Raw genomic sequence first — 24,429 nt, forward strand, 5'->3', positions numbered from 1 at the left:
TATTTACGAAAGGAGAAAGAGAATGGAATATAATGTTGTGAAACACGGAAATAAAGAAGCATACATCATTAAGAATAAAACAACATTCAAAATCGTAAAAGAACTACTAGGTACAGACTACCTAAACACCGTTACAACTGAGTTCATTAAGAATAAGTGTGTACACAATCCGAACTTGGATAAAGGGGTATTAGTTTCAAACCGTAGGTCTTTAAAGGCAAAATTTGCAAAAGAGCGTATGATGTCAGATGTTGTTATGAACCGATTTTTAGAGCAAGAGATACCCGAAGAACAGTACAGCTTCTTACAACAATACGTAGGAAACTTAATACTTCATAATAAAGGTGCGGAGAATATTTTCTTAAACCTTGGTCGAGGGGTAAATGAAGAATATTTCCGTAAGAAGGGTATTAAGTTAGCAAACTTAAACCAAAATGCAAAATGGCGTTTAGCATTCGTGAAAGACATTGTTCATGGCTACTGTTCATTAGGTCATGAGATACGATACGCTTTTACCGCTATAAACGACTTTGGAGATAGTTTAGTCTTTGGTAGTACATGTGTTCATGATTTCTTCGAAATAGACGAGCAGTTAGGTGAAAGACTTACTGAATACGTAAATCAAATCAGAACACATACAGAAGACTACTATAACGATTACCATTCTTACTATGAAATTCATCGTAAACAAGACCAGTTCATGGCATTGTTAATGCAGTTCGTAAATAGTTCTACAAATGAACAAACCTTTAATAAAACAGAATTAAACTATATGAGTACATTCATTGGGTATGGTTTACCGATACCAAGACCTTTAGCAGAGCAAGTAGGAGACAAGATAATGGACTTCTTTGCTAGAGAATATAAGATGTTAGTAGCCTTTGAACCCTATGATATTGTAACCAAACTGATATATCTTTGTGGTTGTTTCGCGTATGGGTGTCACGGAACTACGGTAAGTGAATTGAATACAAACTTCCCAGTAAACTACTTAGGTGATAGAATTATGCCTAAGATGGTAGAACACCTACTAGAGAAGTTCGATGCGTTAAAGACAGGTACAACCAATAATGATTTCATACAAGTTATGACACAAAACTTAAATATCAATCAGTTCGTTATGTTATTAAATAACTTGTCTATGATTAAGAAGCTTACAGGGGTATTAGCACAAGACGATATTTTAACTCTTGAACCAAACCCTACTGAAACGGGTTATAAGTTAACATACAAAGAAATTACGTTATCAAAACAAAGCCATATAGCATCTAAGACTCATGCTACAGAAAGTGCAAAACGGATGAACTTACTATTCGGATTACCACCTGTAGAGACACGAGAAGATGCGTTGAAAATTTTCATGAATCAGCAAATACAATTGAAACTGAATAAGAGTGTACTAGCAACGAAAGATTTCGCATACTTGAATATGTTTGAGTATGAAGAAGGGGTATCGGTTTTCACAACAAAACTCAATGCAGGTGCAGAGAAACTGAAGAACTTTATGCATGAAAACGAAGGAAAAGTTGTAGCAGAAGATATCGTGTTACAAATTCTAAATAATGACTTTGTAAATAAAGACAAACCAAAAGGCTTAGAATGGTATAACTTAATTATCCAAGAAAACAATGTAGCCGAAGCAATGCAAAGTAATAAACCGAGAACAGGGGTAGTTAGAAACCGTTCAAACTTCCCTACAGAAGAGTACGAAGAGTTGTTAGAAAAAGCAATCAGACATAGGGATGTAGTTGATAAGAAAAGAAAAGGTTTCGCAGTAGACATACTAAAAACAGTATTAACCTACAAGAAAGTGTCACCTAAACAGAAAAAATTTATAGATGATTTAGAGAGTGTACTACAAGACGTATAATAACAAGCGAGTTTATAGAGAATTAGGTAGGAACTGGATGTTATTTTCCAGTTCCTATTGACATTTTGGGAAACTTATGTTATAATATTAATATAAATAAGCAGGAGAAATAAATATAAAGAGGTCTATTTATATGATTTATTTACGTAAACTAGGGCAAGGAGAGACTACTCTCATAATGAAAGGTAAAGCATTTTACTTTGATATGTTGAACGAGTTTAAACGGGAAGTACCTGTTAAATTTATAAACTTAGAACAGGTACAAATAATTTCATTTATTACACAAGGTAACCAAGTAGAAGTGGCATATACAGATAAAGAGGGTAATGTAACAAAGAGATTGACAATAAACATGAGTGAGTTATTACCTACAATTGACAGACTAAAGAAAGAACCGAGATATATTGTTACATTAACGAAAACAGTAAGGATTGGGGAAGTAGTGAGTAAACAATACATTGTGGTATACAAGACTTCAAGTAAACAATAGAAAGTAGGTGAAGGAGGTGGAGTTAAAAGCAATGACTTATTTTAAGAATGGATTTGAAGTACAACATAACAAACTGAAAATCAGACTATCGTCTATCCGTAGTTTATTACATAACCTAAACTTCCAAATAGCAGACCGAGGTATGATAGATACAGCTTCTATTGTAAGCAAGCAAGACGTATCAGCATACTTAACGGATGAGTATGGGGTAGAGGAATTAGAGGTTATTAAAAATTATTCAGACGGGTTCTACGAAGTAGACGATTATTTAATGTTAGAATTCGGAGCAAGAGTAACAACCAATGAGGACTTAAAGAAAGATTTAGAGTTACTATCAAACTATTTTAGAGTACAAACAACTGAAAATCATTTATCTAAGTATCTAGGTAAGAAACAATCGGTTAACAGTAATACAATTGTAAAACCATTGGCTACCATCGAAAAAGGTAGAATTAAATTCAGAGGGGTAAACGATTTATCGTATATTGAGAATTTCTATACAGTAGGAAACGCAAAAGAGATTTATGTAAGTGGTATTTTCTATCAAGCCTTGTCTGAGTATGCAGGGATTAGTAATCTATCAAACTGGACATTCAGAAAAGAACTGTCTAGACATGATGAGTCTAGGTATATCTTAAAAGTGTTAGAGGGAGCAATTAAGCCAAACACGGAAAAAGGTAAGCTAGTTTATGAAAAGTATTTAGATGTTATCACGAAAAGAGGAGAAAACTTCATTTTCATGGAAACATATTTAAAACGAGCAGAAGAACTAGATTACTATACTGATAGATTACTAGCAGAAGGAAAACAATTAAAGGGTATTACAGACTACAGTATCATATATGAAGACAATATTGAAGAAGTAGACACATTCCCTTTCTATACGAGTTACTATGCAATAGATTATGATAATCAATGTGAATTAGACATGGTAAACCGTATCAGAGGGGTAGGTGGAGAATTTACAAGGGAAATAACAGAAGAAAACAAGTATGATTTCCCTGTAACAGTATACATAAACGGTAAGAAAGAGAAAATGTATCCTGTCAAAGAAAACCCTATCATTAAAATGCATAATTTAGAGAAAACTGGTTTCGCATATTCAGGAGATAACGAGTATGTTCGTGCTTTAAACGCTTCTGAATTACAGTTAGACGCTAGTATCTTAGTTACGGAAGCTACTAAATATGTAAACGTATATAACAAAGCAATGTGTAAAGCAGTTGATGAATACAATGAATTACTGGAGGATGAAGACGATATGCATTTAAAAGTAACGCCTAAAGTAACAAAAGAAGACAACAAAATGTACATTGCAAACAAGCTAAAATATTACTCTGTAAATCCAAACCTTGAAAGAGTAGTAGAAGGTACATTAATCTTAAACGAGAATTTAGAGTCTCCAACATTAAAGATGTTAATTTCAGACGATATGTTTGTTGATTACAGTATTGAAGATTTAGAGAAACGTAGAGCATTCTATGTAGAAGAAGAAAAGTCTATGTATGCTTATAAATTCACAATGCAGTATGATACAGAAAGTAAAGACATTATTACAGTACGTGAAAACTTAGTAGGTATTGTACGTAAGGGTAAGAAAGTAAACCCAACTGTATTAACGGCAATGGGGTTATCATTAGAGCAAGAAGAACTGATTCGTAAGATGGTTCGTAAAGAAATACTAAACAAAGTAATGGAATGTAAGGACAGTTCAGAGTACTTTAAGAAAGTGATTGAGTCGTCTTCAAAAGAAGGTGAGAAACAACATGCATGATGAAAATAAACTATCAATTAATACATTAGAACAGCAAGTAAAGGAACTCTCTACTCAAAGGGGTAGGGAGTCTTCTCCTGTTCAAGACGAAGTATCACATGTTGCAGACTTAGAAAAATGTGTATATCCGATACCATATGATACAGGTAATGGTGAGACAAGTTATACACCAACTACAGAAGAAAAAGAGGAAAACGATTCTGTAGAATTAGTAGAACCAATTGAAGATGAAGATGAAATCGTTGAAACGCCTATTATAGACGATGAGATACTGGATGAAGACGAAGATGAAGATTTACTAGACTTAAACGAACCAAAGGATTTTGATGAGTTTAGTAAACAAGACGAAGTGGATAAAGAAGACCGTAAGTTCTTATCTCATGCAGAAGATAAATCACTAGTATACTACGATAGAGAAACATTAAATGAAGAAGAAAGAAACTTCATGATTTCCGCTATCGAGCAACATATTTTAACACCGCAGTACGATAGAACAGGAAATTTATACTTCAACCCAAGAGGTATTGTATCAAGAGCAGAGAGTATAAACGCTCTAGAACGATTTGGTAAGAAGCGTAAATCTATAGACGGTGTATCAGAAGAATCGGATTACTTCAATCAGGGGTATAACGAATTAGTAAGTTCTGGACTTGATAATTTCTTTGAATTCTATACGAAAGAAAACATATATGGAAACATACGTAGATGTGAGTTAGCCTACATGATATCATCACACCCAAACCATTTCTTTAATAAAGACGTAGCGGTAAAAGAGAACATTTCAAAACTATATGGGTATGAAGACATCAAAAAGATTCAAATTTCTCTAGAAGATGCAGGTAGACTATATAGTTTAATCCAATTAAACAATAACCGAAGTGAAGACATTGATTATTACTTCAATCGAGTTCGTAGTGGAGAGATTAAACTTCCAATCTCACTTATCCTTCTTACGCATTATTTAGTCGAGTTGGGGTATAGTGAGTCAGACGAAAAAGTAACAAACTTACACCCATTAAAAGGGGTATCAAGACTAGAATTTGCAAAGTACATTGTAAATTTAAAGAAATAAATACATAGAAACGAGACTGTAGGTGAAAACTTACAGTCTTTTTCTTTGTTCACAGGGGTAGAACTGATATAATTTTTAAGCTATCTACATTAAATTTTACGTAACTTTACATGTTGGTGATTGAGCATTGAGTCCGTTTTAACTTAGTAAAATAAATACGTCATTTTTCGTATCATACCTTCAATACCTATATAAGACTAGTAGTCTCATCCTCAATTCTTATTTTACGATACTACCTAACTCTAATGATTTTATAACCCTTCTCAATCTATGAAAACAAATAGGTATAAACTATTAGATTACCCAAAATCACATGAAATAAATAACAAGACTACAAACTTTTTGAAATTTTGGTAGTTTACAAATGGAAAATTATATGGTATAATAAAGTAGTAAACAAGTGGGTACAATGCCCATAACGAGATATAGATTTTTGTAGGTTAATAAGAGGGGAAGAGTAGAAAGGTAGAATCAGACTGGAATATGATAAGAAAGTCTTGAGTCTATCGTGTAATAAAACAAGAAAAGAGGGGAATACTAAGTATGTCAAAACGATACGGTAACTATAGACTAGATGATATACATTCAATGGCAGTAGCACCAACTAATGAACAAGAGAGTCAAGACTATAGAAATGCATTAGCAACTGGAAATTATCCATTAAGCATAACGGATTGTGAAACGGTTGGCTTATCAGGTGGTTGTGTGGTAGACTGTCATGTATATTTAGATGGTAAATGTCAAGAGCATAAAGAAATGATTCCACACCTTGAAACGGAAGAGGATAAAGCTACATATCAAGAATTGTATATAGACCAGTAAATCAAACATCTATTGAATCTAGTAAGAAAGGGGTATTTATATGACAACGGAATTAAGAGAAGTAAACGAAGAACTTTTAGCAAAGAACCCTAAAGATTTAAAAGGTAAAGAAAGAGATAATTGGTTAACAGAAAAACAGAAAGATATAATGAATAAAGTAACAAACCATAAGACTTCTAAAGAAGACATCATAGAAATGTTAACGTTTATGTCTAAGTTTCATAATTACTCCTATAAGAACTCTATGTTAATAGAAGCACAATGGGAGGGAGCGATGGCAGTTGCAAGTTCTCAACGTTGGAAGAAGTTAGGGTATTATATTCGTAAAGGCGAAACTGGTAAAATACTGATTTGGGTTAGAGTAAAATACAAACGTATTAAGCTAGACGATGGTTGGATTCCTTGGAACAAAGCACCGAAACAGGTACAGAACGATGCTTTAGCAGGTAAGTATGAGTGGACAGAAGGGGTAGGCTATAAGTCAGGTTATGTGTATGATATCTCACAAACAACAGCTGAGATTGAAGATTACCCTAAATTAATGCCAAACCGTCATTACAACTTTGAAGAAAACGAAGTAGATTATCAAAACTTACTAGGTGGTATCGACTTACTAGCAAACAATCTTGGTTACGAAATGAACTGGGATGAGCGTGGTGTATTACAAAGTGCAAAAGGTGGTTGTATCTATGATTCAAAACAAATCCTTTTAAACAAACGAAATACACATACAGAGAACGTAAGTACATCTATTCACGAACTTGCACATGCTTACATGCACCCTAAATCTGAATTAGATAGAGGGGAAAGAGAGTTACAAGCTGAACTAGTAGCTACAGTAGTTTCAAGTGTATTCGGTATAGACACAAAGGAAAAAGCAGTAGGTTACATTGCAACATGGATGAATTCAGCAAATAAACGTTTAAAAGAAGATGGAAAAGAAATGCAGTTAGAAGACTTACTACAAGAAGTACAAAGAACTGTTAAGAAGTTTGTAAGGATTATTAATGGTGAAATGGATTATCAAGAAGGAAACGATAAGGCAATGGATAACTAATCTATTGCCTTATCTCTTTAAACAAATAAAAGAATGAGGGTAACGAAATGAAATCAACATTAAACTTAACAAGTCTGCAATTTATGGTATCGGTAATTGTAGAGGATTTAGAAAACTTTAGATTAACAGGTAATAGACTGTTTGATTTTGAAGAAGTAAGAAATTGTACCAACCTTGATGAATTATTTAAACAGTGGTTATTACAATTCGATGATTTGTCTAGTACCCCTGACGAGGATTTAGAAGATGTAAAACTAGAATTAAGTGAACATATGAAGTATATGTCTATTTGGAACGTAAGTGAGGTAGAAAGAGCAACGAATGTTAAGTCCTTTAAAGATTACTTCGAGGGGTATGAAGGTTTCTCTAAACTTGTAGTTGATTTCTATGAAACTAGTTCTAAAGAAGATGAAGAGTGGGCGAAAACAAAGAACTCACCTGAGTTCAAAGCAAAGTTTAAAGAACTGACAGGTATGGAAATTTAATTTAAGAATAGGGGTAGGTAATTATGGAAACTGGATTAGAAACAAAGTTATCTAGTATTCTAGCAACTTCAAAGGTACTTTCATTTAAAGAATTTCAAGACTCATTAGATAACTTAGTAAATGAAGAAAACAAACGTAGTTTTACAATGACAACTGATACAGGTTCTTGTACGAAGGGGTATATCTTTAGTTTAGACACCGAAGAAAATAGGTCTAAACTGAAAGTAAATAGGTTAGGGAATGAAGAACATCACATAACTTTTGTACCTAGTATAGTAAGGTGTATCTCGCAGAAACAAGAAGGGGTATTTACTGTCTTTTACGAAACGTCAATTGTCATTATTGCAATAAAATAATAAGGTTTATAGCTCTAGACTACTAAGTTTAGGGCTATTTCTCTGTATAAATTTGTAACTATAGTTGACAAATAGCGAAACTTATGTTATAATAGTATTATAGTTAAAGATAAAGCAAAGTACATAGCAGACTTTGGAAACTTCGGGGAGGAAGAATAAAATGAAAGCATCAAATATAACAAAATTAGCAACTACTGGACTAGTAGTCTTAGGAGCATTAACGTTTCCATCAAGTTCACTAGCAGAAGTAGGAAACCAAGCTACAAAGAAAATTGAAATGGTACAAGAACAGAATCAAGAAACTGTTAAATCAGGGGAAGTAACACAAAAAGATTTATTAAAATTACAAGATTACTTAAAACAGCAAGAAAAGTTATTTGCTGACGAAGATAAATTAAAGGAACAACAAAATAAAGAGAAAGACATTACGGTTGAAAATAAAGAATTAGAAAATAAGTTCGTAGAATTACAAACTAAACAAGATAAACTAGCAAAAGAGATTCAAACGTTCAAAGAAAGTATTAAATATCCTTCTGAAACAGTTGGGGTAGAAAAGAAAGATGAAAATAAGGTTGAAACGGAACAAGATGCAGAAAAAGAGTATGTGAAAAAGCGTGAAGACAATAAGAAAGCAGTTAAAGAAGTACAAGATAAGTTACAAGAGTTAAAAGTAAAAGAAGAACAGCAGAAGAAAGAAGCTGAACTGAAAGCAAAGCAAGAAGCAGAGTTAAAGGCAAAACAGGAAGCGGAACTAAAAGCGAAGGAAGAATCTGATTCAAAAGCAAAAGTTGAAGCTGAAACGAAAGCTAAAGAAGAAGCAGACGCTAAAGTGAAGAAGGAAGCCGAAGATAAAGCGAAGTTAGATGCTGAAACAAAAGCAAAACAAGAAGCTGAACTAAAAGAAAAACAAGATAAAGAAGAAAAAGCAAAAGTAGAAGCTGAAACAAAGGCGAAACAAGAATCTGAGTTAAAAGTGAAAGAAGAACAAGAAAAGAAAGATGCTGAAACGAAGGCGAAAGCAGATGCAGAGTTAAAAGCAAAAGAAGAGTCTGAATTAAAGGCAAAACAAGAAGCTGAATTAAAAGCGAAAGAGGAAGCAGAACTAAAAGCAAAATCAGTTGCACCTCAATTAGCATCATCACAAGCATCAGACCGACCAGTAATTAAACGTATTAAAATGGAAAAGAATTTCTTAACTTATGAAGAACCTTCTTTATCATCGCCTATTTCTTGTGAGTACTTACCACAAACTGTTAACGTAGTAGAAGAAGGTAAAGACGGTTGGGTGAAAATCAAAACATACTTCGGTGATAAATGGTTATTAATTGAGCAAACTAAACGAGTTAAAATTGATAGAGTATTCTATACGTATAATGAACCTTCATTATCATCAGGTATTTCATCAGGATTCTCACCACAAACTGTAACTGTATTAGAGGAACGTCCTGACGGATGGATGAAGATTAAAACATACTTTGGTGATAAATGGATGTTAAAAGAGCAGAAGAAACTTCCAATGGATAGAGACTTCTATACTTACAATGGACCTTCTTTATCGTCAGGTGTTTCAAGTTACTTCTTAGCACAAAAACTAGAAGTCATTGAAGAACGAGCAGACGGTTGGGTAAAAGTAAACACGTATTTAGGTCATAAATGGGTAACAAAGGATATGAAGAAGGTATGGATGACTAAAAACTTCTTTATCTACAATGATGCTTCTTTATCATCAGGTATCGCAAGTGAATGCGGAGCGCAACCAGTTGGCGTATTAGAAGAACGTGAAGATGGTTGGATTAAAATTGATACTTGGTTAGGTCATAAATGGGTGAAAACTACAGAGAAGAAAGTATGGATGACTAAAAACTTCTTCCTATACAATGACTCTAATTATGAATCAGGAATTGCTTCTGAGTGTTCACCACAACCAGTTGGGGTAATTGAAGAACGTGCAGGTGGATGGATTAAAATTCATACTTGGTTAGGTCACAAGTGGGTAAACACAGTTCAAAACGAAGCAAAACACGAAAACATCTATTTCAACAAAGTATTCTTTGCATACGATAGCCCTAACTTCTCTTCAAACGTTGCAGGTAAATTTGCACCTCAAACTGTAGAAGTAAAAGAAAAACGTGGAGCATGGGTACGCATTGGAACTGGTTTAGGTGATAAGTGGGTAAATAAAGATACACTAAACAACGATTTAGTATTATTAGACGTACCACATTACTACCAATACCCTTCATTATACAATGGTTGTGAAGTTGTTTCATTACAAATGTTAGTAGAGTACCATACTGGACAAAGATTTAATATGGTAAACTTCGCTATGCAAATGCCAATGGATACTACACCAATGGTTAAGCAAGGTGGACGTTATAAAACTTGGGGAGACCCAGATGTTGGTTTCGTAGGTGATGTTACAGGTAAGAGACCGGGATTCTCAATCAACCCAGCACCATTAAAACGTCTTTTAGACCAATATGCTAAAGGTACAAACCTTACAGGAAGTAGCTTCTCTGTATTAGAAAATTATGTTCGTAACGGTAAACCAGTAGTAGCTTGGGTAACAGAAGGATTAACAACTCCTAATAGTTCTGTTACATGGAAAACTCCAAGTGGTAAAACTATCTATGCGAAATTCAATACTCATGCAGTTACAATCACAGGGGTAGATGGAAACAATGTTTACTACAATGACCCTGTAACTGGTCAGAAGAATGCTAGAGCATCTAAATCTCACTTTGAAAACATCTATAATCAAATGGGACAAAAAGCATTAAGCATTAACTAAGGTAAATAGAAGAGTCTTAGACTTAATAGTCTAAGGCTTTTTTATTGTGTAACTATATTTGACAAATAAAGAAACTTATGGTATAATAGTATTATAAGTAAAAGAGAAATACTTATAAACAAGGTCAATTTAAAAGGGAAGAGGTAATGAGAATGAGTAAAGTAGTAGAATCAAAACGAGTTAGTATTATGGAAGCAATGGATATGGCAAGTAAAAACAATATGTGGCGTGGTGATTTACTTATGATTAATGATGGGGAGGTTGTTGACCAAACTTTAGTAGTCATTCATGCATTACCGTATGGAGAAGAAACAAAGTATGTTGTTACAATGCAACGTGATTTAAAGGAATTATTTGCAGTAAATAATCGTGATATGGAAGTAAAACAGCCTTTAGACCAAGTAATCTACACAATTGAACAGTTTACAGAACAGTTTACAGGAAACGAATCAGACGATTTTGAATTACAGGAGTTAATTGTAGAATAAAAGGGAGGTAAGAAATTTAATTATGAAAACATCTAACAGTTTTAAAGAAGTTTCATTAGAGCATGTGAAACAAGTAGCGAAACAAGATTTTCAGTGGCGTGGAGACATCGTTATTCAATCAGACAATCCAGTAAACTGTAAGACATACTTTGTCGTTGTTCATCATGTGTTATTAGAAGGGAAAGACCATTATATTTGCACATTCAGTTATGATATTACTGGTTTAGAGTACATTCACGATGAAAACGAACAGGATTACGATGATAGAACGAGATTCTTGAAGCCATTAGACGTAGTACATAATTGGTATACATCAGAGCCATATACAGGTTATAAGTTTATGGAACGAAGTAAGTAACACAAGTTCAGAAAGGGGTATGTGATTATGGAACTAAGAGGGAAAGAGTTATCTGTTTCAGACGTAAAAGAACTAGCTAAGAGTCAAGAGAAATGGGAAGGTAAACTACGTTTAAACCATACATGGGAAAAGTATACTGATAAAGAACTAATAGAAACAACTGTATCCATTGTACCTGTTAAAACGTTTACTGGAACACAATACATCATGTTTAATTTCCAAGGGGATAAAATGAGAGAGTTAGACTGGTTTATTCGAGATAATAAGAAACTAGGTATTGAAGTTACATTCTACGAGTTAGGAACAGTAAAGGGGTAGGTACTATGTCAGAGCAAGCAATTACACAACAAAACGTGAAAAACTATGCAAGAACACATGGTAAATGGTTTGGAACTCTCATTTCACAGCCAGTATTTAATGGTGTAGCTATGGGTGTTCCAACCCTAGCTAGTGTTTCAGTAGTACGCATAAACACAATTAGAGGTTTTGGGTATGTATTAGTATCTTCAAACAAAGAAATTATTGGTGAATTGGGTTGGTTTGTATCACAAAACGAAAAAGAAGGTCAAAAGATTTCTTTCACATCATAGACAAACAAAAGGGTGAATAAAATCTATCATAAAGGGGTATAAGACAATGTCAAATGTTGCTACTAAATCAAAGGATAAAACGTTAGAAAGTATCTTGAACACAAAGGGTGTATGGAAAGGTAAATTAGTTTTCTACAACCACATTGGAGTAATTACAAGTCGAAAGAAAGCAATTATCAGACAAGTACAAACACCTACGGATATCGTTAGAACGATTAAATTTGAGGGTTCAGGTGCAATTCAAGATTTAGACTTATTCCTAGCTACATTAGAACATGAAGGAATGACGGTTCATTTAATGTAGTAAACAGAAAGGACAATAATAAACATGGGTGATTATTTAACACTTTCACATATCGCAGGTGGTTTAAGCGTTACAAAGAAGTGGATGGGTATAATGATACTAGTAAACCGTTGGGGTGCTACCAACTCTTATAACGTTGTAATTGAAGTAAAGGATACAGACGAAGGTGAAAAGACTACAATTTATATAGTAGAAAGAGAACTAACATTAGACTTTGATGATTATGTATCAAGTAACCATAAAGACGGTTGGACATTCCATTTCCTAGACCCAAATGAATAAACTATAAATAATAAGACTAGACCATCGTGGTTTAGTCTTTCTTTTTGTTATTTTCAAGCTAACCTACGAATGAAGAGAAGAAGTATTCAACTTTAAGGTGTCCTTCTAAGAAAACAGGTAGTTTTGAAACCAAACTTGTTATATTTAAGTGTGAACAGCCTTTAAGGGGTAGAAAAGACTTGACAAATCAGTGATTTTATGTTATAATATAAGTAAGTTAAACGTTATAGAGATTCTAATAAACAATGTAGGGGTGTAGAACATGGCAAAGAGAAAAGACACGAAACAATCCCACTTTTGTAAGGTTTGTGGAGAACAGTGGTGGATTGAGTATAACGAAAAAGATTACAAGAAGTTTATTGAGAAAGGTAAACCGATTGATGAAGTAATGCCTTATTTAACAGAAACAGAGAGTCATTTATTAGAGCATAAAACTTGTACATCATGTGTGCCACCTACAATGCCAATCAATTCAACTCCACTCATGAAAGACCTAGAAGATGGGGTATATACGGTACAAAGTAAAGCATTCGGTGAAATAAGAGTAGAGAAACAAGGCGATTGGTTACATACAATATTAGAAGGAAAAGGAAACAAAGGTTTCTTCTCCTATGACTTAGATGCTACAATTGGTGGATTAAGAGTAAAAGGAGACTACAAAGGTTCTATCGTTGAGAGTCAAATACGCCTTGAACACATGGCTTCTCTTACACAAGTTGTATACAAAAACTTATTCATGCATGATTATATTCCTTCAAACTTTAAAGGAATTGCGTATTATGGTCTAAAAGAGCATAAAGACGTAAAACCATCTACGCCTGAGGGGTTGGATTTATCAAGTAGACCAGATAATGAATATATGGTATTAATGAACGATACAGAAGAACGTGGTTTATATAAAGAAAAGATAAAAGCTGAGAGTGAAGAACAACTAAAAATGGTAATTGAACAAACTTTAGTTGGTGAACTCGTATCTTACAAACCAACAAAGTATATTTAAGTAAGAAACGATAAAATAAGTAGAGGTGTAACGTATGAGATATAAAGTATTAATGAATGATGCAGAAGACAGAGGTTTATATTCAGAGATTTTATCAGTTACAGATGAGTCTCAATTGAAAAATATGATTCCAAAATTGTTTAAAGGTGAACTTGTATCCTATAAACCAATAGAAGAAGGTAAAGATATTACGAGTGATAAGTTAAAACCAATCGTAAAAGAGATTCCAAAAGTAGAGAAGCCAAAACAAAGTAGTAGTAATGGTAGTTCTTCTAGTATCGAAAATGTTCCTTTAAGAAGTAGACCACAAAAAGAATACAAGAGTGCGGAAAGTAAGTATAACGATGCGGTACAGGAAGCAAAAGTAGAAATAATGGCAGAAGCAATGAAACAAACTTTAGGAGAATACGATTGATAAAAGGGTAGTGAGACGTTTGTTAAAAGGCAAACGTTTTTCTTTTACAATAACTTATATTGACAAATAGAAAACTTTATGGTATAATATAAGTATATTAAATAAGGAGTGATACATAATGATATCGAATACAATTGAAAACAAGCATGTTACTATTTCAGACTTAAAAGAAGGTGTATAGTTTTATCCGTTAAGAGAGTTTCATAAAACAGGTAGACAGGTATCTGTACAAAGAGAAGGTATTTATGCAATCGTGTCTGAGTTAAACGAAGATGGAACAGTACTTAGAAAACGTATGATAAACATGCATAAACTAGTTGATAAGTTAAAGAGTCTTGACATTATAGAAGAGTTATTATTCGAATTTGAACCAAACGTGGTACAGTTCCTAGAACTAGATTGGTTGATATCACATGAAGTAACACCAAACGGTACTGTTATTCCTGAGTGGGAAGGTATTGTATACAGTCTAGAGCCTACAAAGGATAGTCATGTAGGAGTAGTAGAAACATTTGAAGATACTGAAACAGAAGTAGTTGCTAAGATTTGTTCTACATGCAGTAAGGAGAAGAGATTTACAGTATCATCTAGAGCAATGCAAGACTGGGAAAACGGTCAATTAATCCAAAGAGCATTCCCAAACATGGAAGCACCTGATAGAGAACTATTTAGAGGTGGAATGTGTGGGGATTGTTGGAATAGAATGTTCCCAGTAGAAGAGTAAGCCACTTAGGGGTAGTCAAACGTTTGTCAAAAGGCAAGCGTTTTTCTTTTGCCTAAACAGATAGGTTTCGAGACTGTGATTTTATTCTATTTAAAACCATTAGTGAGTGTTAAAATTAAACCTCCAACGGGAAACTCCTAATCCCAACTGAGTAATCGGAGTAAGTGGTCAAACAAGGTACTTGACAAAATCGTGATTTTATGGTATAATGAATATAGTTAATAAAGAGATGATTACATAGTATATGGAGGTTTTTACATGCAAGAATTACAAGCAAACCCAGAAATGTTTCTAATGAACTTAGAGGAGAAGGGTTGTTACACAGTAAGTGATGATTTAACTGAGATTAAAGTAGAAAGACAAGGTACAAGATTTAAGTTTTCTGAGTTCTATCCAACAAGTGGTAAAACTTTAGTACAAACATTTGATTTAAAGAGACTAATTCATGTGTTAGTTGAAAATAAGAAGATTGAACCTAATGCTCATACAGATTTCCAATTAAAAGATGTATATGCACTAAGTAGAATCCTTTTAAACTATAAAGAAGGTACTCATCATGTGAAAAGTGCAACAAACTATACTACATTTGCAAACCGTTGGTTCGAAGGTACAGATACATCTAATTATAAAGGTGTTATGGGTGGTGGAGATGGCAAAACTTTAATTGCATTTAAAACTTTACTTAGTCATCCTGAGTATGGTCTGTATACAGAGCATATTGAAGCCCCTACAGAAGAAAGACTGAAACAAGTAGTTCAAAACTACCGTGATAAAGATGTAAGAATTGTATCTTTTAAACAGAAAGAAATGGTATCAGGTTCTCTTAAAGTAAAAGACATGGTAGAAGGTAAAGAGTATGAAGCTATTGCTGATTCAGACAATACAAATGATACAATCGCTTTCCGTAAAGAAGGAGACTGGATTTTTAGTGAAATTCGTGGTGGTGAGTTCGAAGAACCTTACAGACACTCTTATAAACTAGTAGATATTGTAAAAGTACTAGCAGATAAAGACCACATTAATAGGGTTCCATTTGATGATATGGATATTGACTATTTAATGTGGGTAGACTTTGAGGTGTATTGTAATGTTACAGCTTATGCAGAACTACCTGAGGAATTTAGAGGAATGGCAGTAGATACATGGTAAATTATTAAGGGGTAGGTAAAACTACTCCTTTTATTTAAACAATTTAATACGAAAGAGGTTATAGATATGTCCTATAATGTATTGTTAAATCAAGTAAACGGTAAAGGTTTATTCCAAGAGCAAGTCAAAGTAGATACAGAAGGTCAGTTAGTAGACTATGTAAATACAAACTTCTCTGATTCAGAGATTGTATCGTTTAAGAAGATTCAAATCTTATATGCAAAGAATCCAAACCCAATAAAAGGTTATGAGATTGGTTTACGTTTGAAAAAGAAAGGTAATTTACAAGCAGACGTATATACATTTACAATCGTAAAGAGTCAGAAGAACAAGCTAAACAGTACGTAGACAAGTGTTGTTCAGAAGATGAACTAGTATTTATTAAGGAAGTTACTTTGACAGATGCGAAAACTCCTTTATCTGAAATCGAAGAAGGGGTAGCATATGAAATATTAGCTGATATCGGTAATTCAAACTCTAGTGTGGAAATTACAAAGAAAGGTGAAAGAGTACAAATCTATATTAAAGGTTTAGACTTTAGTGATACTATTTTTATTCACAACTTCATTCCTTCTGAGATTATGAAACTAGGTTTAGAAGCGAAAGAGTATGAGAAAGAATGGTGTGACGTAAATAATTTAACATTAGGTGATGTTGATTTACTAGGTACATTAGCATACGAAACACATCATGGAATAGTAAACTTAGGTGAAAGATTTAAAGAAGTAGCACAAATTGTTAAAAACGAAAGAAAAGGCGAATAAATATAAAATTTAAAGAGAGAGAGACTCTATTAAGAGGTCTTTCTTTACTATGAAAGGGGTATCAAGATGGTACAGTACAAGAAAGGGTATAAAACATTACTAAACGAAGAAGAAGGAAGAGGGTTATTTACAGTTCATATTGAAGCAACTGATGAAGTGTATTTAAGACGAATAGTTTTAATGAAATACGATAATGCAGACATTGTTTCCTTTAAAGAAACTCAGTTGATTGATGGAGGAAGTATTAAAGTACAAGATATGGTAGAAGGAGAAGAATACCTATTATTAGCAGAAACAGAAAGTTTCTTAGATACAGTTTCTTTTGAGAAAGATAAAGGTAAATTGTTCGTAAAAAGAACAGGTCAATTTGCAAGCGAACAACAAGAAAAGAGTATGGGTTCTTATGTTTATGAGATAGAAGAAGTATTGGAGAACTTACGTAGGTTTTATAGAAAACTAGTAGCAAATAAAGATAATGAGCCAATGGATGATTACGATACAAGAAAGGCATTAGAACTGTTTGAAGAAGAGATTGAAGAGTGTAATATAAACTCTTTAACTTTAGAAAGACTAGAAGGTTTAGATTGGATAATCCGTAAAGAATGTTTAGATGTTATGACAGTAGAATATGAAGGATAAACTATATTTGACAAAGTAAGAACTTTGTGGTATAATAGTATTATAGTAAAGTTAAAGGAGAGATAATTTATTATGAAAACTATCAAAGCATATGAAGTAGGCTTAAAACTTAGAAATATAGGCGGTATGCAAGGAGACTTGTATATCATTAAAGCAATTGAAGATACAGTAGAAGATGTAAAGGCATATTTAAACAAGTATTATTCTGAGGATACAGTGTTATACATCAAAGAAACTCCATTAGTACACGGTGAAACTTTGTTATCTGAGTTAGAAGAAGGGGTAGCCTACGAAATGTCGGCTGATTCTGACCAAACAAACGCATCAGTAGAGATTACGAAACAAGGTGAGTGGGTTCAAATTTACATTAAAGGTGGAGACTTTAGTGATAGTATTTATATTCATAAATTTATTCCATCAAAAGTATCAAAACTGGCTATTAAGTTAGATATCCATGAAGAAGGTTGGTATGATGTAAATAACTTAACATTAAACGATATTGATTTAATCGGTGCTACTGTATATGAAGGTCTTACAGGAATGGAAGACTTAGGGGAAGAATTTAAAGAAGTAGCTGAAATCGTAGTAAACAACAATTTAGAAAGAAGAGAAGAAAAGCAATAAGGAAACATTCAATTTAATCAATAAATCTTAAATAAGCATATAAACAGAAAGACTTCCTAGTGAGGTCTTTCTTTGTATAAATGAAAATAAGGGAGGAAACAGAAGTGGGAGTAAACGTAAAATCAATGTGGGTATATAAAGTTATATTAGAAGGTTCGGCTACAGGTGACAAACCAAGAGTAGTACATTTAAGAGTAGATAATCAAGCAGAGTTACATAAGTGTTTAAACGAGTATTTTAATGATGAAACAGTAGTAGAGTTTATGCCTTATCCTTTAGCAGACCCTTCAACAAAAGTATCAAAGATGTTAGATGGGGTATACTATGAAATTTTAGCAGAAAACAAGGTCATTCAGCAAGGAGACTCTGTAAACGATACAGAAATTTTCATCAAACATGGAGATTGGATGGAGTGTTATATTCGTGGTTACGATTTTGACAATTTTGAATGGAAACACGTATTCCACATCAAAGACTTCATCAAACTAGCTTCTGAACAAGGTGATTTAGATATAGAAGACTTCCAATACGAAGATTTAGACTTACGTTTATTAGAGAACTTATCTTCTATTGTATTTGAGTATCTCGCAAGTGGGGTAGAACTAGATGGTAAAGTAGAGAAGGTTGCAAGAAGTATTAATGAAAACCCAATTACACCTTTAGACTTCAAATTCTCTGATATGGAGGAAAGAGAAGAATATACAGTATATTCAAAGGGTGGAACTGGTAAGTCGTATACTACGTTTATGAAAGATGAAGATAAAGTATTAGTTACATTAGACGGTACAGGATACAAAGAAAAGAAAATGTATGAATTAGACTTAAAAGGTTCAATTGAAAAACTACAAGCAATTAAGGTACGTTCAGAAGATTTCAATTTAGAAAATGAAACACTAGCTGAACTAGAAGGTTTATTTTGGAGTATGGTTGCGTTAGGGTATGGTGGTGCAATCGAAAACCCTAATTATACGCAATTTGTAAAACGAGTATAATACATGTAAACGAAAAGGCTTCCTAGTGAGGTCTTTTTTTTTTATGAATAAACCATATTTGACAAATTATTAAACTTATGATATAATAAATATAAGTTAATGAAAAGAAAGAGGTTTATACATATGGTTACGAAGCAAACATATAAGGTAGTATTAAAAGACAGAGATTCAGAAAGAATGTTATTAGTAGAAGGTAATGTAAATACAATTAAAGATAGTGAAACAATTAGTAGAATCAAAGAACTTTCAAAGGTACAAGAAGCAGACCGAAATATGAAAGTAACAGATATGGTATCAAACCGTAAATATACTTTTATTTTAGATAATGGAACACAAAAAGACTTAGGTATTCTACGTGAACATAAAGGTAGATATCAATTTGAATTAAAACTTACTTCACCTGATTGTCCAGTCATTAAACTAGAATTTGATAAAGACAAGTTCCAACAAAGATTATACGATTTAGAGATTGTAGACGGATTGGTAGATTCAGAAGATATGACAATGCAAAACCTGTTAATCTTGGCTCTTACGTCGTACATGGGGTATGCAAACAAGATTGAATTAGGTGATGTATCAGATATTTCTCGTGTTATTCTGTTTGATGTTACGTTTGAAGGTAGTATGAAACTAGAACATGTACAAGACGGTGTTGAGTATACAATTGTAGCTGATAAAGACGCACATCATGAGTATGTAACCATTGCAAAAGAGTTTGGTGTTATTACCGCTATCTTAGACGGAGAGAATTGTGAGAAGAAAGAAATCTTCACATTCCACATTTGGGAAGCACTAAACGTATTAAAAGAGTTAACACTTTACGATAAAGGGTATGATTTTGAAGGTCGTACCTTAAAAGACTTGGAATTATTAATCTCTAAATTATTTGGCTTCTATCAAGACCCTATGTTTAAGGATGTATTTAAGAAGGTATTCATTGAGTCCCAAGAAGGGGTAGAAGAAACAGAAGAAGTGTAAAAGGAGACCTCTATAATGGAGGTCTTTTTCTTATGTAAATTTATAAAACAAGATTAAAAGTATGAAACACCATTGACAAATGTAAGAACTTATGGTATAATATAGGTATAGATAAAGAGAAAATATAAGGTTAAGAGTAGAAAATTAAACAAGATAAAGGAGATAAGTATTATGTTTAAATCATTTAACAATAAAGGTTTTGAGTTAAACTTTACAAATGGTGTATCAATCAGTGTACAGTGGGGTTATTCAAACTACTGTTCAATTCGTGACTTAGATAGAAAACACGATGATTCAATGCAAGTGGCGGAGCATAAATCAGAAACAGCAGAAATTGAAATCCTACATGGTAAGAAGAACTTATCAGAAGAGTTTGCAGAACATCGTAAAGTATCAACTGACGGTCATGTTATTGGTTGGTTAAGTAGTGATGTAGTAGCAGACGCTATTGAATGGGCGAAGAACTATAATACTGGCGAAAATCCTGTAAAAGATTTAATTGAAGAAACAGCTTGGGCTTACCAAAGTGGAGCAAGAACAGATAGTTTTATGAAAGAAACTGAGAGATTATCTGAAAAGAGATTAGCTTCTTATAAGAAACAAGATGATGAAATAACTAATAATTTATATAAGCAGATTACGGAAATAGGAAAAGAATTTGCAAACAGAGGTGTATCAACTCACGAAGTACATATTGGTAAAAGTGAAACTGAGCCTGTTATTGAAGAGTTTCTTGGAGGTTCTAGCAAAACTTTAAAAGAAATGAGTCGTAAAATGTTAGAAGGTGGTCGTAAAGTATTAGAAGATAGAATACGTGGAGAAGAAGGAACGGTACGATTCATTGGGGTAATTAACCGTAATGATAAAAGTAACTTAGAAGAATATGAAGGAGACGAGTTAGTATTTGGAAAAACGATAAAAGGAATTGCTACAGGAGAGCGTAAATTTAAATCAGAACTAAGAACATTAGACCCAACTTTATATTCAACAGAAAACCCATTAGAACTAAAGTACTATTATGATTACTCAACTTTTCCAACTCATGGTTATATTATTTTAGGTGAATATTATCAAAACAAAGATAATCCTATTGCAATCCTAGACTTTAAATTAGAAGAAAATAATTCAGTTGGAACATTAAGTCTAACGGATGTAAATAAACAGAAACGTTATGAATTCCAAGTTAACTTAGATTCTGATGTACGGTTAATCATTTCTAAAATTGAATTTATTGGTTATGATTTACTTGTGTATGTAAACGTAGAGGGTAAAGAAGAAGACGAGAAGGTAGTCTTTCCTTTAGATACAAAGACAATTAAACGCATTCTAACTTATAAGATAACGGATTAATAATCGAAGGAGAAAGGGGTAGTTATGATGAAGACGGTAACTCGTAAGAAAACAGACAGATTAAGCGTTGTAAGAACTAAGAAACAAGTAAGTGCAATTCCAATTGAGTTTGAATTTCGTAATACAGACGAAGAGGATTTCGGTACAATCTTTATAGACGGGGTAGTTGTATTTAGGTTTAATAAGACGAATGCTAGAATGAACCCTCAAAAATTCAGTAACGGAAAACTTTCTTTTACAGATAGTAAATTTAGAGACGAGTATCATTTTAATTTCAATACAATAAGTGAAGTAAAAGACCTAGTAAAAGGTATCGGTTTAACAGAAAATAAACTTATCGTACAAGTGCATGACCAGTATCAAGAACGTAAACTACAACTTGTGTATGTTGCTCCTTCATGGTTGATTCAACGAGAGAAGGAACGAATGAAATAAACTAGAAATAAACTACCTGTAGAAGACGAAAGGAAACAGTCTATACAGGTAGTTATATGTAGTTAAACAAGAGGTCAAAAGTAGCAAGAAACGGAGTATAAAACGTATTATTAAATCTAGATGCGAAGTAAAAGGGGAGACTAGCAAGATGTTTTCAAGTAGAAGTAATGTTTTTCATTTGAACTCTGTAAAATTTGAAGAAACTAAGAGAGTAATCCAGTTACCGTTCGAATACATAAGAGAAAATGAAAATGATTTTGGAACTGTTATGATACATGGGGAGAAACTATTCGTATTCAAAGATGTACACGAAACATTAACACCTAGTACATTTGAAAACGGTAGATTAGCATTAAAAGACTCTAATCTGAAAACAAGAGAATACTTTACATTTCCTACAATGTTAGACGTGCGTAATGCAGTAGAGGAAGTAGTATTAGAGGATAACCGTTTAGTAGTCACAATAAACGATGTAGCTTACAAGCGTAAACTAAAAGTATCCGTGTTTGCACCTGATTGGTTGGTAGAAAAGTATAATTAAGGTGGGGTTATATTGAATAAAACGGATAAAGATTTAAGGGAAGACATAAAGAAAGTAGTAAGTGAACAAGGATTTGTAAACTTCCAAACACTAGAGATAGTTGGCGTATTAATGGCTGAACGTGTAAAACGTGGGCTATCACAAAGGGAGTTATCAAAGCTATCAGGGGTAGCACAAAAGACTATTTCTCATATTGAGAGTGGAGAAGATATTCCATCCATTGAAACAGTAGTAAAATTAGCTAAACACTTAGGTTACGAATTAAAAATATCATTAGAGAAAATATAAACCAGTACATAGGAGGTAAGACATGGAATCATCAGTAGTATTTCTATTACTCGGTTTAGGGGTAGTTGGACTTATTTTTATTGTATTAGACATAGTAACGAGACTAAGAGGGTTTGGATTGGGTTGTTTAGGTGCGATTGGTTGGGGACTATTAGCCTTTACACTAGTTATGACAATTCTATTCGCAACTATCTAATATAGGAGGATAAACATGATATTCGGAAGCTTTGCAGATAACTTTTGGGGTTATGTTGTACCTGCCTGTATTACTTACGCAGGGGTAAACAATAAAGACTTTGTATTCAAAGATGAAAAGTACAGCAAAGGTATGTTGAAACGAGAGTGGGTATTTGTACTAATGCCTTATATAAACATGGTAGGTGCGTTATTCGTAACTTGTATGATGGTGTTACGTATTATCTTTTGGTTTATGAAAGGGTTCTTAGACAACGATAAAGACTAGAAGTAAGCAATCAAACAAGAATATAGAAGTATGAGGTTATTTCTATAATAAAGAGAAACTATAAATAAGTATAAATAAGATAGAGTAAACGAGTGAAAGAAGGGAATATAAAGTGGATAAAAAGACATTGCAAGAAACTTTACAAAACTACGGTCGTGCTTTAGCAGACCACATGTTGCCCTTAACATTTATTGTAGGAGAAGAAATGGAGTTTGGTCGTCAAGACTTACTTAACAATTCTGAACCAGGAAACATGTTAAGAGACATCCTAACTGAGAATGCAAAAACGGCTTTTGGTATGCAAGATAGTAGTCAAGTTACAGACTTACTAATTGTATACTACTTAATGTTAAATACATCAATCTTAGTAGAGCATACAACACATACACATAAGGGAGGTACATATCAACCTGATGTAGACCGTGGAGTATTTACGTTAGACAGGGAAGAAATTGAGTATATGTATAATACGCATGGGGTAGAGACACCTGAGAAAGTGTATAAAGACTTACAACGTGTATCAGAATCTATTGCAGAACATTATACAACAAATAAAATCAAAGGTTTGAAGCTAGACTTTAGGAAAGCAAAGGTAGTCAATCCAAGGTCACTCATGAGTTTTGATGATGGAATACACGTCATTCCAGTTGATGTAATAGTGGGGTATCTACAAGGTTTGCGTGAACATGCAAAAACAGGTATACTAAAGATAACATACAAGCGTGTAAATCAAGTAGACCGTACACAATACGTTACATTAAATAAAGAAGCAATTAACGATGTGTATAAAGAAGACTTAATGTTTGCCGATACCTTCTATGAAGTATCCAATCCAAAGTCCTATCAGTATCACGGACAGCCTTGTCATGCTGAAACGCATAGTGGATTTTGGAAAGTCGGTGATTTAGGAATTTCAAGATTCGAATTCCAAGCAAGCAGACAGGTTTCCTTAGCAAGAATTACAGAAGTTAAGTTAGCAACTCGTAGTGAATACGAAGGATTAAAGAAATATGTAAATGTAGACTTAGAAGGGGTAGAAGAAGCATTCGGTCATTATGTTTGTCAGTTAGATGAAGAACAAACAAAAGAAGTAAAGAACCATTTAAATGCTCCTGAAACAGTAGATGTTTTACATTATGTTAATGGGCAAATTGCTATATTTACTACAACCTATCGTAAAAGACTACATGATTATATGGTAATGAACCAAGAACATTTTACTGGATATACAGGAATCAAGACTGATATTTATGGTCAATCGAAAGAATTCAGTGGTAAAGATGTAGCATTTGGTCAGACAGAGCATATGGATTTTTAAACATATCAAT

Annotated in this window: 32 protein-coding genes; all 32 read left to right on the forward strand. The window is 33.2% G+C overall.

Features of this window, described 5'->3' with window-relative positions:
* Positions 1 to 22: 22 nt before the first annotated feature.
* The 32 genes from ASE54_RS24920 to ASE54_RS25070 all read left to right on the forward strand — a co-directional run bounded on the left by ASE54_RS24920 (position 23) and on the right by ASE54_RS25070 (position 24,419).
* The gene (locus ASE54_RS24920; RefSeq protein WP_000456290.1) at positions 23 to 1,870 is read left to right on the forward strand and encodes a hypothetical protein; all 1,848 of its coding nucleotides are present in this window, start codon (positions 23 to 25) and stop codon (positions 1,868 to 1,870) included.
* Positions 1,871 to 2,003: 133 nt separating this feature from the next.
* A complete protein-coding gene (locus ASE54_RS24925; RefSeq protein ID WP_000639827.1) occupies positions 2,004 to 2,360 on the forward strand; it encodes a hypothetical protein in 357 nt (118 codons plus the stop codon).
* Between the two features lie 31 nt (positions 2,361 to 2,391).
* Positions 2,392 to 4,134, forward strand: coding sequence for a hypothetical protein (locus tag ASE54_RS24930; RefSeq protein ID WP_000220763.1), 1,743 nt, complete (start codon positions 2,392 to 2,394; stop codon positions 4,132 to 4,134).
* Positions 4,127 to 5,206 carry a hypothetical protein gene (locus ASE54_RS24935; protein WP_000543633.1) on the forward strand — a complete coding sequence of 360 codons (1,080 nt, stop codon included), beginning with the start codon at positions 4,127 to 4,129 and terminating at the stop codon, positions 5,204 to 5,206. Before ASE54_RS24930 ends, ASE54_RS24935 begins: the two co-directional genes overlap by 8 nt.
* 543 nt (positions 5,207 to 5,749) lie before the next feature.
* Positions 5,750 to 6,028 carry a hypothetical protein gene (locus ASE54_RS24940; protein WP_000044886.1) on the forward strand — a complete coding sequence of 93 codons (279 nt, stop codon included), beginning with the start codon at positions 5,750 to 5,752 and terminating at the stop codon, positions 6,026 to 6,028.
* A gap of 40 nt (positions 6,029 to 6,068) precedes the next feature.
* On the forward strand, positions 6,069 to 7,085 hold the full coding sequence (locus ASE54_RS24945; RefSeq protein WP_003259901.1) for an ImmA/IrrE family metallo-endopeptidase: 1,017 nt from the start codon (positions 6,069 to 6,071) through the stop codon (positions 7,083 to 7,085).
* 47 nt (positions 7,086 to 7,132) lie between these two features.
* Complete coding sequence (locus tag ASE54_RS24950) at positions 7,133 to 7,570, forward strand: hypothetical protein (protein ID WP_000843245.1); 438 nt, start codon at positions 7,133 to 7,135, stop codon at positions 7,568 to 7,570.
* Between the two features lie 23 nt (positions 7,571 to 7,593).
* A complete protein-coding gene (locus tag ASE54_RS24955; RefSeq protein ID WP_000447478.1) occupies positions 7,594 to 7,926 on the forward strand; it encodes a hypothetical protein in 333 nt (110 codons plus the stop codon).
* Positions 7,927 to 8,086: 160 nt separating this feature from the next.
* Entirely contained in the window at positions 8,087 to 10,717 is a 2,631-nt protein-coding gene (locus tag ASE54_RS24960) for a C39 family peptidase (RefSeq protein WP_000648047.1), read from the forward strand.
* Positions 10,718 to 10,869: 152 nt separating this feature from the next.
* Positions 10,870 to 11,205 carry a hypothetical protein gene (locus ASE54_RS24965; RefSeq protein ID WP_000049396.1) on the forward strand — a complete coding sequence of 112 codons (336 nt, stop codon included), beginning with the start codon at positions 10,870 to 10,872 and terminating at the stop codon, positions 11,203 to 11,205.
* A gap of 22 nt (positions 11,206 to 11,227) precedes the next feature.
* Positions 11,228 to 11,563: a hypothetical protein gene (locus ASE54_RS24970; protein ID WP_000858317.1), complete on the forward strand. Its 336-nt coding sequence runs from the start codon at positions 11,228 to 11,230 to the stop codon at positions 11,561 to 11,563.
* A gap of 27 nt (positions 11,564 to 11,590) precedes the next feature.
* Positions 11,591 to 11,881 (forward strand): hypothetical protein, encoded by a 291-nt coding sequence (locus ASE54_RS24975; RefSeq protein ID WP_000423149.1) that lies wholly within the window; start codon positions 11,591 to 11,593, stop codon positions 11,879 to 11,881.
* 5 nt (positions 11,882 to 11,886) lie between these two features.
* Entirely contained in the window at positions 11,887 to 12,153 is a 267-nt protein-coding gene (locus ASE54_RS24980) for a hypothetical protein (protein ID WP_001294906.1), read from the forward strand.
* Between the two features lie 46 nt (positions 12,154 to 12,199).
* Positions 12,200 to 12,457, forward strand: a complete 258-nt coding sequence (locus tag ASE54_RS24985) for a hypothetical protein (RefSeq protein WP_000072875.1) — start codon at positions 12,200 to 12,202, stop codon at positions 12,455 to 12,457.
* Positions 12,458 to 12,481: 24 nt separating this feature from the next.
* Complete coding sequence (locus ASE54_RS24990; protein ID WP_000503151.1) at positions 12,482 to 12,739, forward strand: hypothetical protein; 258 nt, start codon at positions 12,482 to 12,484, stop codon at positions 12,737 to 12,739.
* Between the two features lie 262 nt (positions 12,740 to 13,001).
* Positions 13,002 to 13,739, forward strand: coding sequence for a hypothetical protein (locus ASE54_RS24995; protein WP_001129131.1), 738 nt, complete (start codon positions 13,002 to 13,004; stop codon positions 13,737 to 13,739).
* A gap of 34 nt (positions 13,740 to 13,773) precedes the next feature.
* Positions 13,774 to 14,154: a hypothetical protein gene (locus ASE54_RS25000; RefSeq protein ID WP_001269655.1), complete on the forward strand. Its 381-nt coding sequence runs from the start codon at positions 13,774 to 13,776 to the stop codon at positions 14,152 to 14,154.
* Between the two features lie 253 nt (positions 14,155 to 14,407).
* Positions 14,408 to 14,878, forward strand: coding sequence for a hypothetical protein (locus tag ASE54_RS25005; RefSeq protein WP_001292793.1), 471 nt, complete (start codon positions 14,408 to 14,410; stop codon positions 14,876 to 14,878).
* Between the two features lie 258 nt (positions 14,879 to 15,136).
* On the forward strand, positions 15,137 to 16,027 hold the full coding sequence (locus ASE54_RS25010; RefSeq protein WP_001157015.1) for a hypothetical protein: 891 nt from the start codon (positions 15,137 to 15,139) through the stop codon (positions 16,025 to 16,027).
* Positions 16,028 to 16,093: 66 nt separating this feature from the next.
* Positions 16,094 to 16,375: a hypothetical protein gene (locus tag ASE54_RS25015; RefSeq protein WP_000121280.1), complete on the forward strand. Its 282-nt coding sequence runs from the start codon at positions 16,094 to 16,096 to the stop codon at positions 16,373 to 16,375.
* Between the two features lie 47 nt (positions 16,376 to 16,422).
* Positions 16,423 to 16,791: a hypothetical protein gene (locus ASE54_RS25020; RefSeq protein ID WP_000128652.1), complete on the forward strand. Its 369-nt coding sequence runs from the start codon at positions 16,423 to 16,425 to the stop codon at positions 16,789 to 16,791.
* A gap of 66 nt (positions 16,792 to 16,857) precedes the next feature.
* On the forward strand, positions 16,858 to 17,430 hold the full coding sequence (locus ASE54_RS25025) for a hypothetical protein (protein ID WP_000250994.1): 573 nt from the start codon (positions 16,858 to 16,860) through the stop codon (positions 17,428 to 17,430).
* 72 nt (positions 17,431 to 17,502) lie between these two features.
* Complete coding sequence (locus ASE54_RS25030) at positions 17,503 to 18,054, forward strand: hypothetical protein (RefSeq protein ID WP_000848910.1); 552 nt, start codon at positions 17,503 to 17,505, stop codon at positions 18,052 to 18,054.
* 104 nt (positions 18,055 to 18,158) lie between these two features.
* Complete coding sequence (locus tag ASE54_RS25035; RefSeq protein ID WP_000538741.1) at positions 18,159 to 19,046, forward strand: hypothetical protein; 888 nt, start codon at positions 18,159 to 18,161, stop codon at positions 19,044 to 19,046.
* Between the two features lie 123 nt (positions 19,047 to 19,169).
* On the forward strand, positions 19,170 to 20,024 hold the full coding sequence (locus tag ASE54_RS25040; protein WP_000256771.1) for a hypothetical protein: 855 nt from the start codon (positions 19,170 to 19,172) through the stop codon (positions 20,022 to 20,024).
* Between the two features lie 171 nt (positions 20,025 to 20,195).
* Positions 20,196 to 21,374, forward strand: coding sequence for a hypothetical protein (locus tag ASE54_RS25045; RefSeq protein ID WP_000477032.1), 1,179 nt, complete (start codon positions 20,196 to 20,198; stop codon positions 21,372 to 21,374).
* Between the two features lie 27 nt (positions 21,375 to 21,401).
* Positions 21,402 to 21,809, forward strand: coding sequence for a hypothetical protein (locus tag ASE54_RS25050; protein WP_000860157.1), 408 nt, complete (start codon positions 21,402 to 21,404; stop codon positions 21,807 to 21,809).
* Between the two features lie 148 nt (positions 21,810 to 21,957).
* Positions 21,958 to 22,350, forward strand: a complete 393-nt coding sequence (locus ASE54_RS25055; protein ID WP_000493044.1) for a hypothetical protein — start codon at positions 21,958 to 21,960, stop codon at positions 22,348 to 22,350.
* Positions 22,351 to 22,362: 12 nt separating this feature from the next.
* Positions 22,363 to 22,638 (forward strand): helix-turn-helix transcriptional regulator, encoded by a 276-nt coding sequence (locus tag ASE54_RS25060; protein ID WP_001043859.1) that lies wholly within the window; start codon positions 22,363 to 22,365, stop codon positions 22,636 to 22,638.
* Positions 22,639 to 22,660: 22 nt separating this feature from the next.
* On the forward strand, positions 22,661 to 22,834 hold the full coding sequence (locus ASE54_RS36530) for a hypothetical protein (protein ID WP_000446116.1): 174 nt from the start codon (positions 22,661 to 22,663) through the stop codon (positions 22,832 to 22,834).
* Positions 22,835 to 22,849: 15 nt separating this feature from the next.
* Entirely contained in the window at positions 22,850 to 23,101 is a 252-nt protein-coding gene (locus ASE54_RS25065; RefSeq protein ID WP_000576139.1) for a hypothetical protein, read from the forward strand.
* Between the two features lie 112 nt (positions 23,102 to 23,213).
* On the forward strand, positions 23,214 to 24,419 hold the full coding sequence (locus ASE54_RS25070; protein WP_000358996.1) for a hypothetical protein: 1,206 nt from the start codon (positions 23,214 to 23,216) through the stop codon (positions 24,417 to 24,419).
* Positions 24,420 to 24,429: the final 10 nt, after the last annotated feature.

It is taken from the genome of Bacillus sp. Root131 (assembly GCF_001429475.1).
Lineage (GTDB): Bacteria > Bacillota > Bacilli > Bacillales > Bacillaceae_G > Bacillus_A > Bacillus_A thuringiensis_S.

Coding starts and splice junctions, on each gene's coding strand:
- ASE54_RS24920 (WP_000456290.1), top strand. CDS start 23: ATGGAATATAATGTTGTGAAACACGGAAATAAAGAAGCATACATCATT.
- ASE54_RS24925 (WP_000639827.1), top strand. CDS start 2,004: ATGATTTATTTACGTAAACTAGGGCAAGGAGAGACTACTCTCATAATG.
- ASE54_RS24930 (WP_000220763.1), top strand. CDS start 2,392: ATGACTTATTTTAAGAATGGATTTGAAGTACAACATAACAAACTGAAA.
- ASE54_RS24935 (WP_000543633.1), top strand. CDS start 4,127: ATGCATGATGAAAATAAACTATCAATTAATACATTAGAACAGCAAGTA.
- ASE54_RS24940 (WP_000044886.1), top strand. CDS start 5,750: ATGTCAAAACGATACGGTAACTATAGACTAGATGATATACATTCAATG.
- ASE54_RS24945 (WP_003259901.1), top strand. CDS start 6,069: ATGACAACGGAATTAAGAGAAGTAAACGAAGAACTTTTAGCAAAGAAC.
- ASE54_RS24950 (WP_000843245.1), top strand. CDS start 7,133: ATGAAATCAACATTAAACTTAACAAGTCTGCAATTTATGGTATCGGTA.
- ASE54_RS24955 (WP_000447478.1), top strand. CDS start 7,594: ATGGAAACTGGATTAGAAACAAAGTTATCTAGTATTCTAGCAACTTCA.
- ASE54_RS24960 (WP_000648047.1), top strand. CDS start 8,087: ATGAAAGCATCAAATATAACAAAATTAGCAACTACTGGACTAGTAGTC.
- ASE54_RS24965 (WP_000049396.1), top strand. CDS start 10,870: ATGAGTAAAGTAGTAGAATCAAAACGAGTTAGTATTATGGAAGCAATG.
- ASE54_RS24970 (WP_000858317.1), top strand. CDS start 11,228: ATGAAAACATCTAACAGTTTTAAAGAAGTTTCATTAGAGCATGTGAAA.
- ASE54_RS24975 (WP_000423149.1), top strand. CDS start 11,591: ATGGAACTAAGAGGGAAAGAGTTATCTGTTTCAGACGTAAAAGAACTA.
- ASE54_RS24980 (WP_001294906.1), top strand. CDS start 11,887: ATGTCAGAGCAAGCAATTACACAACAAAACGTGAAAAACTATGCAAGA.
- ASE54_RS24985 (WP_000072875.1), top strand. CDS start 12,200: ATGTCAAATGTTGCTACTAAATCAAAGGATAAAACGTTAGAAAGTATC.
- ASE54_RS24990 (WP_000503151.1), top strand. CDS start 12,482: ATGGGTGATTATTTAACACTTTCACATATCGCAGGTGGTTTAAGCGTT.
- ASE54_RS24995 (WP_001129131.1), top strand. CDS start 13,002: ATGGCAAAGAGAAAAGACACGAAACAATCCCACTTTTGTAAGGTTTGT.
- ASE54_RS25000 (WP_001269655.1), top strand. CDS start 13,774: ATGAGATATAAAGTATTAATGAATGATGCAGAAGACAGAGGTTTATAT.
- ASE54_RS25010 (WP_001157015.1), top strand. CDS start 15,137: ATGCAAGAATTACAAGCAAACCCAGAAATGTTTCTAATGAACTTAGAG.
- ASE54_RS25015 (WP_000121280.1), top strand. CDS start 16,094: ATGTCCTATAATGTATTGTTAAATCAAGTAAACGGTAAAGGTTTATTC.
- ASE54_RS25025 (WP_000250994.1), top strand. CDS start 16,858: ATGGTACAGTACAAGAAAGGGTATAAAACATTACTAAACGAAGAAGAA.
- ASE54_RS25030 (WP_000848910.1), top strand. CDS start 17,503: ATGAAAACTATCAAAGCATATGAAGTAGGCTTAAAACTTAGAAATATA.
- ASE54_RS25040 (WP_000256771.1), top strand. CDS start 19,170: ATGGTTACGAAGCAAACATATAAGGTAGTATTAAAAGACAGAGATTCA.
- ASE54_RS25045 (WP_000477032.1), top strand. CDS start 20,196: ATGTTTAAATCATTTAACAATAAAGGTTTTGAGTTAAACTTTACAAAT.
- ASE54_RS25050 (WP_000860157.1), top strand. CDS start 21,402: ATGAAGACGGTAACTCGTAAGAAAACAGACAGATTAAGCGTTGTAAGA.
- ASE54_RS25055 (WP_000493044.1), top strand. CDS start 21,958: ATGTTTTCAAGTAGAAGTAATGTTTTTCATTTGAACTCTGTAAAATTT.
- ASE54_RS36530 (WP_000446116.1), top strand. CDS start 22,661: ATGGAATCATCAGTAGTATTTCTATTACTCGGTTTAGGGGTAGTTGGA.
- ASE54_RS25065 (WP_000576139.1), top strand. CDS start 22,850: ATGATATTCGGAAGCTTTGCAGATAACTTTTGGGGTTATGTTGTACCT.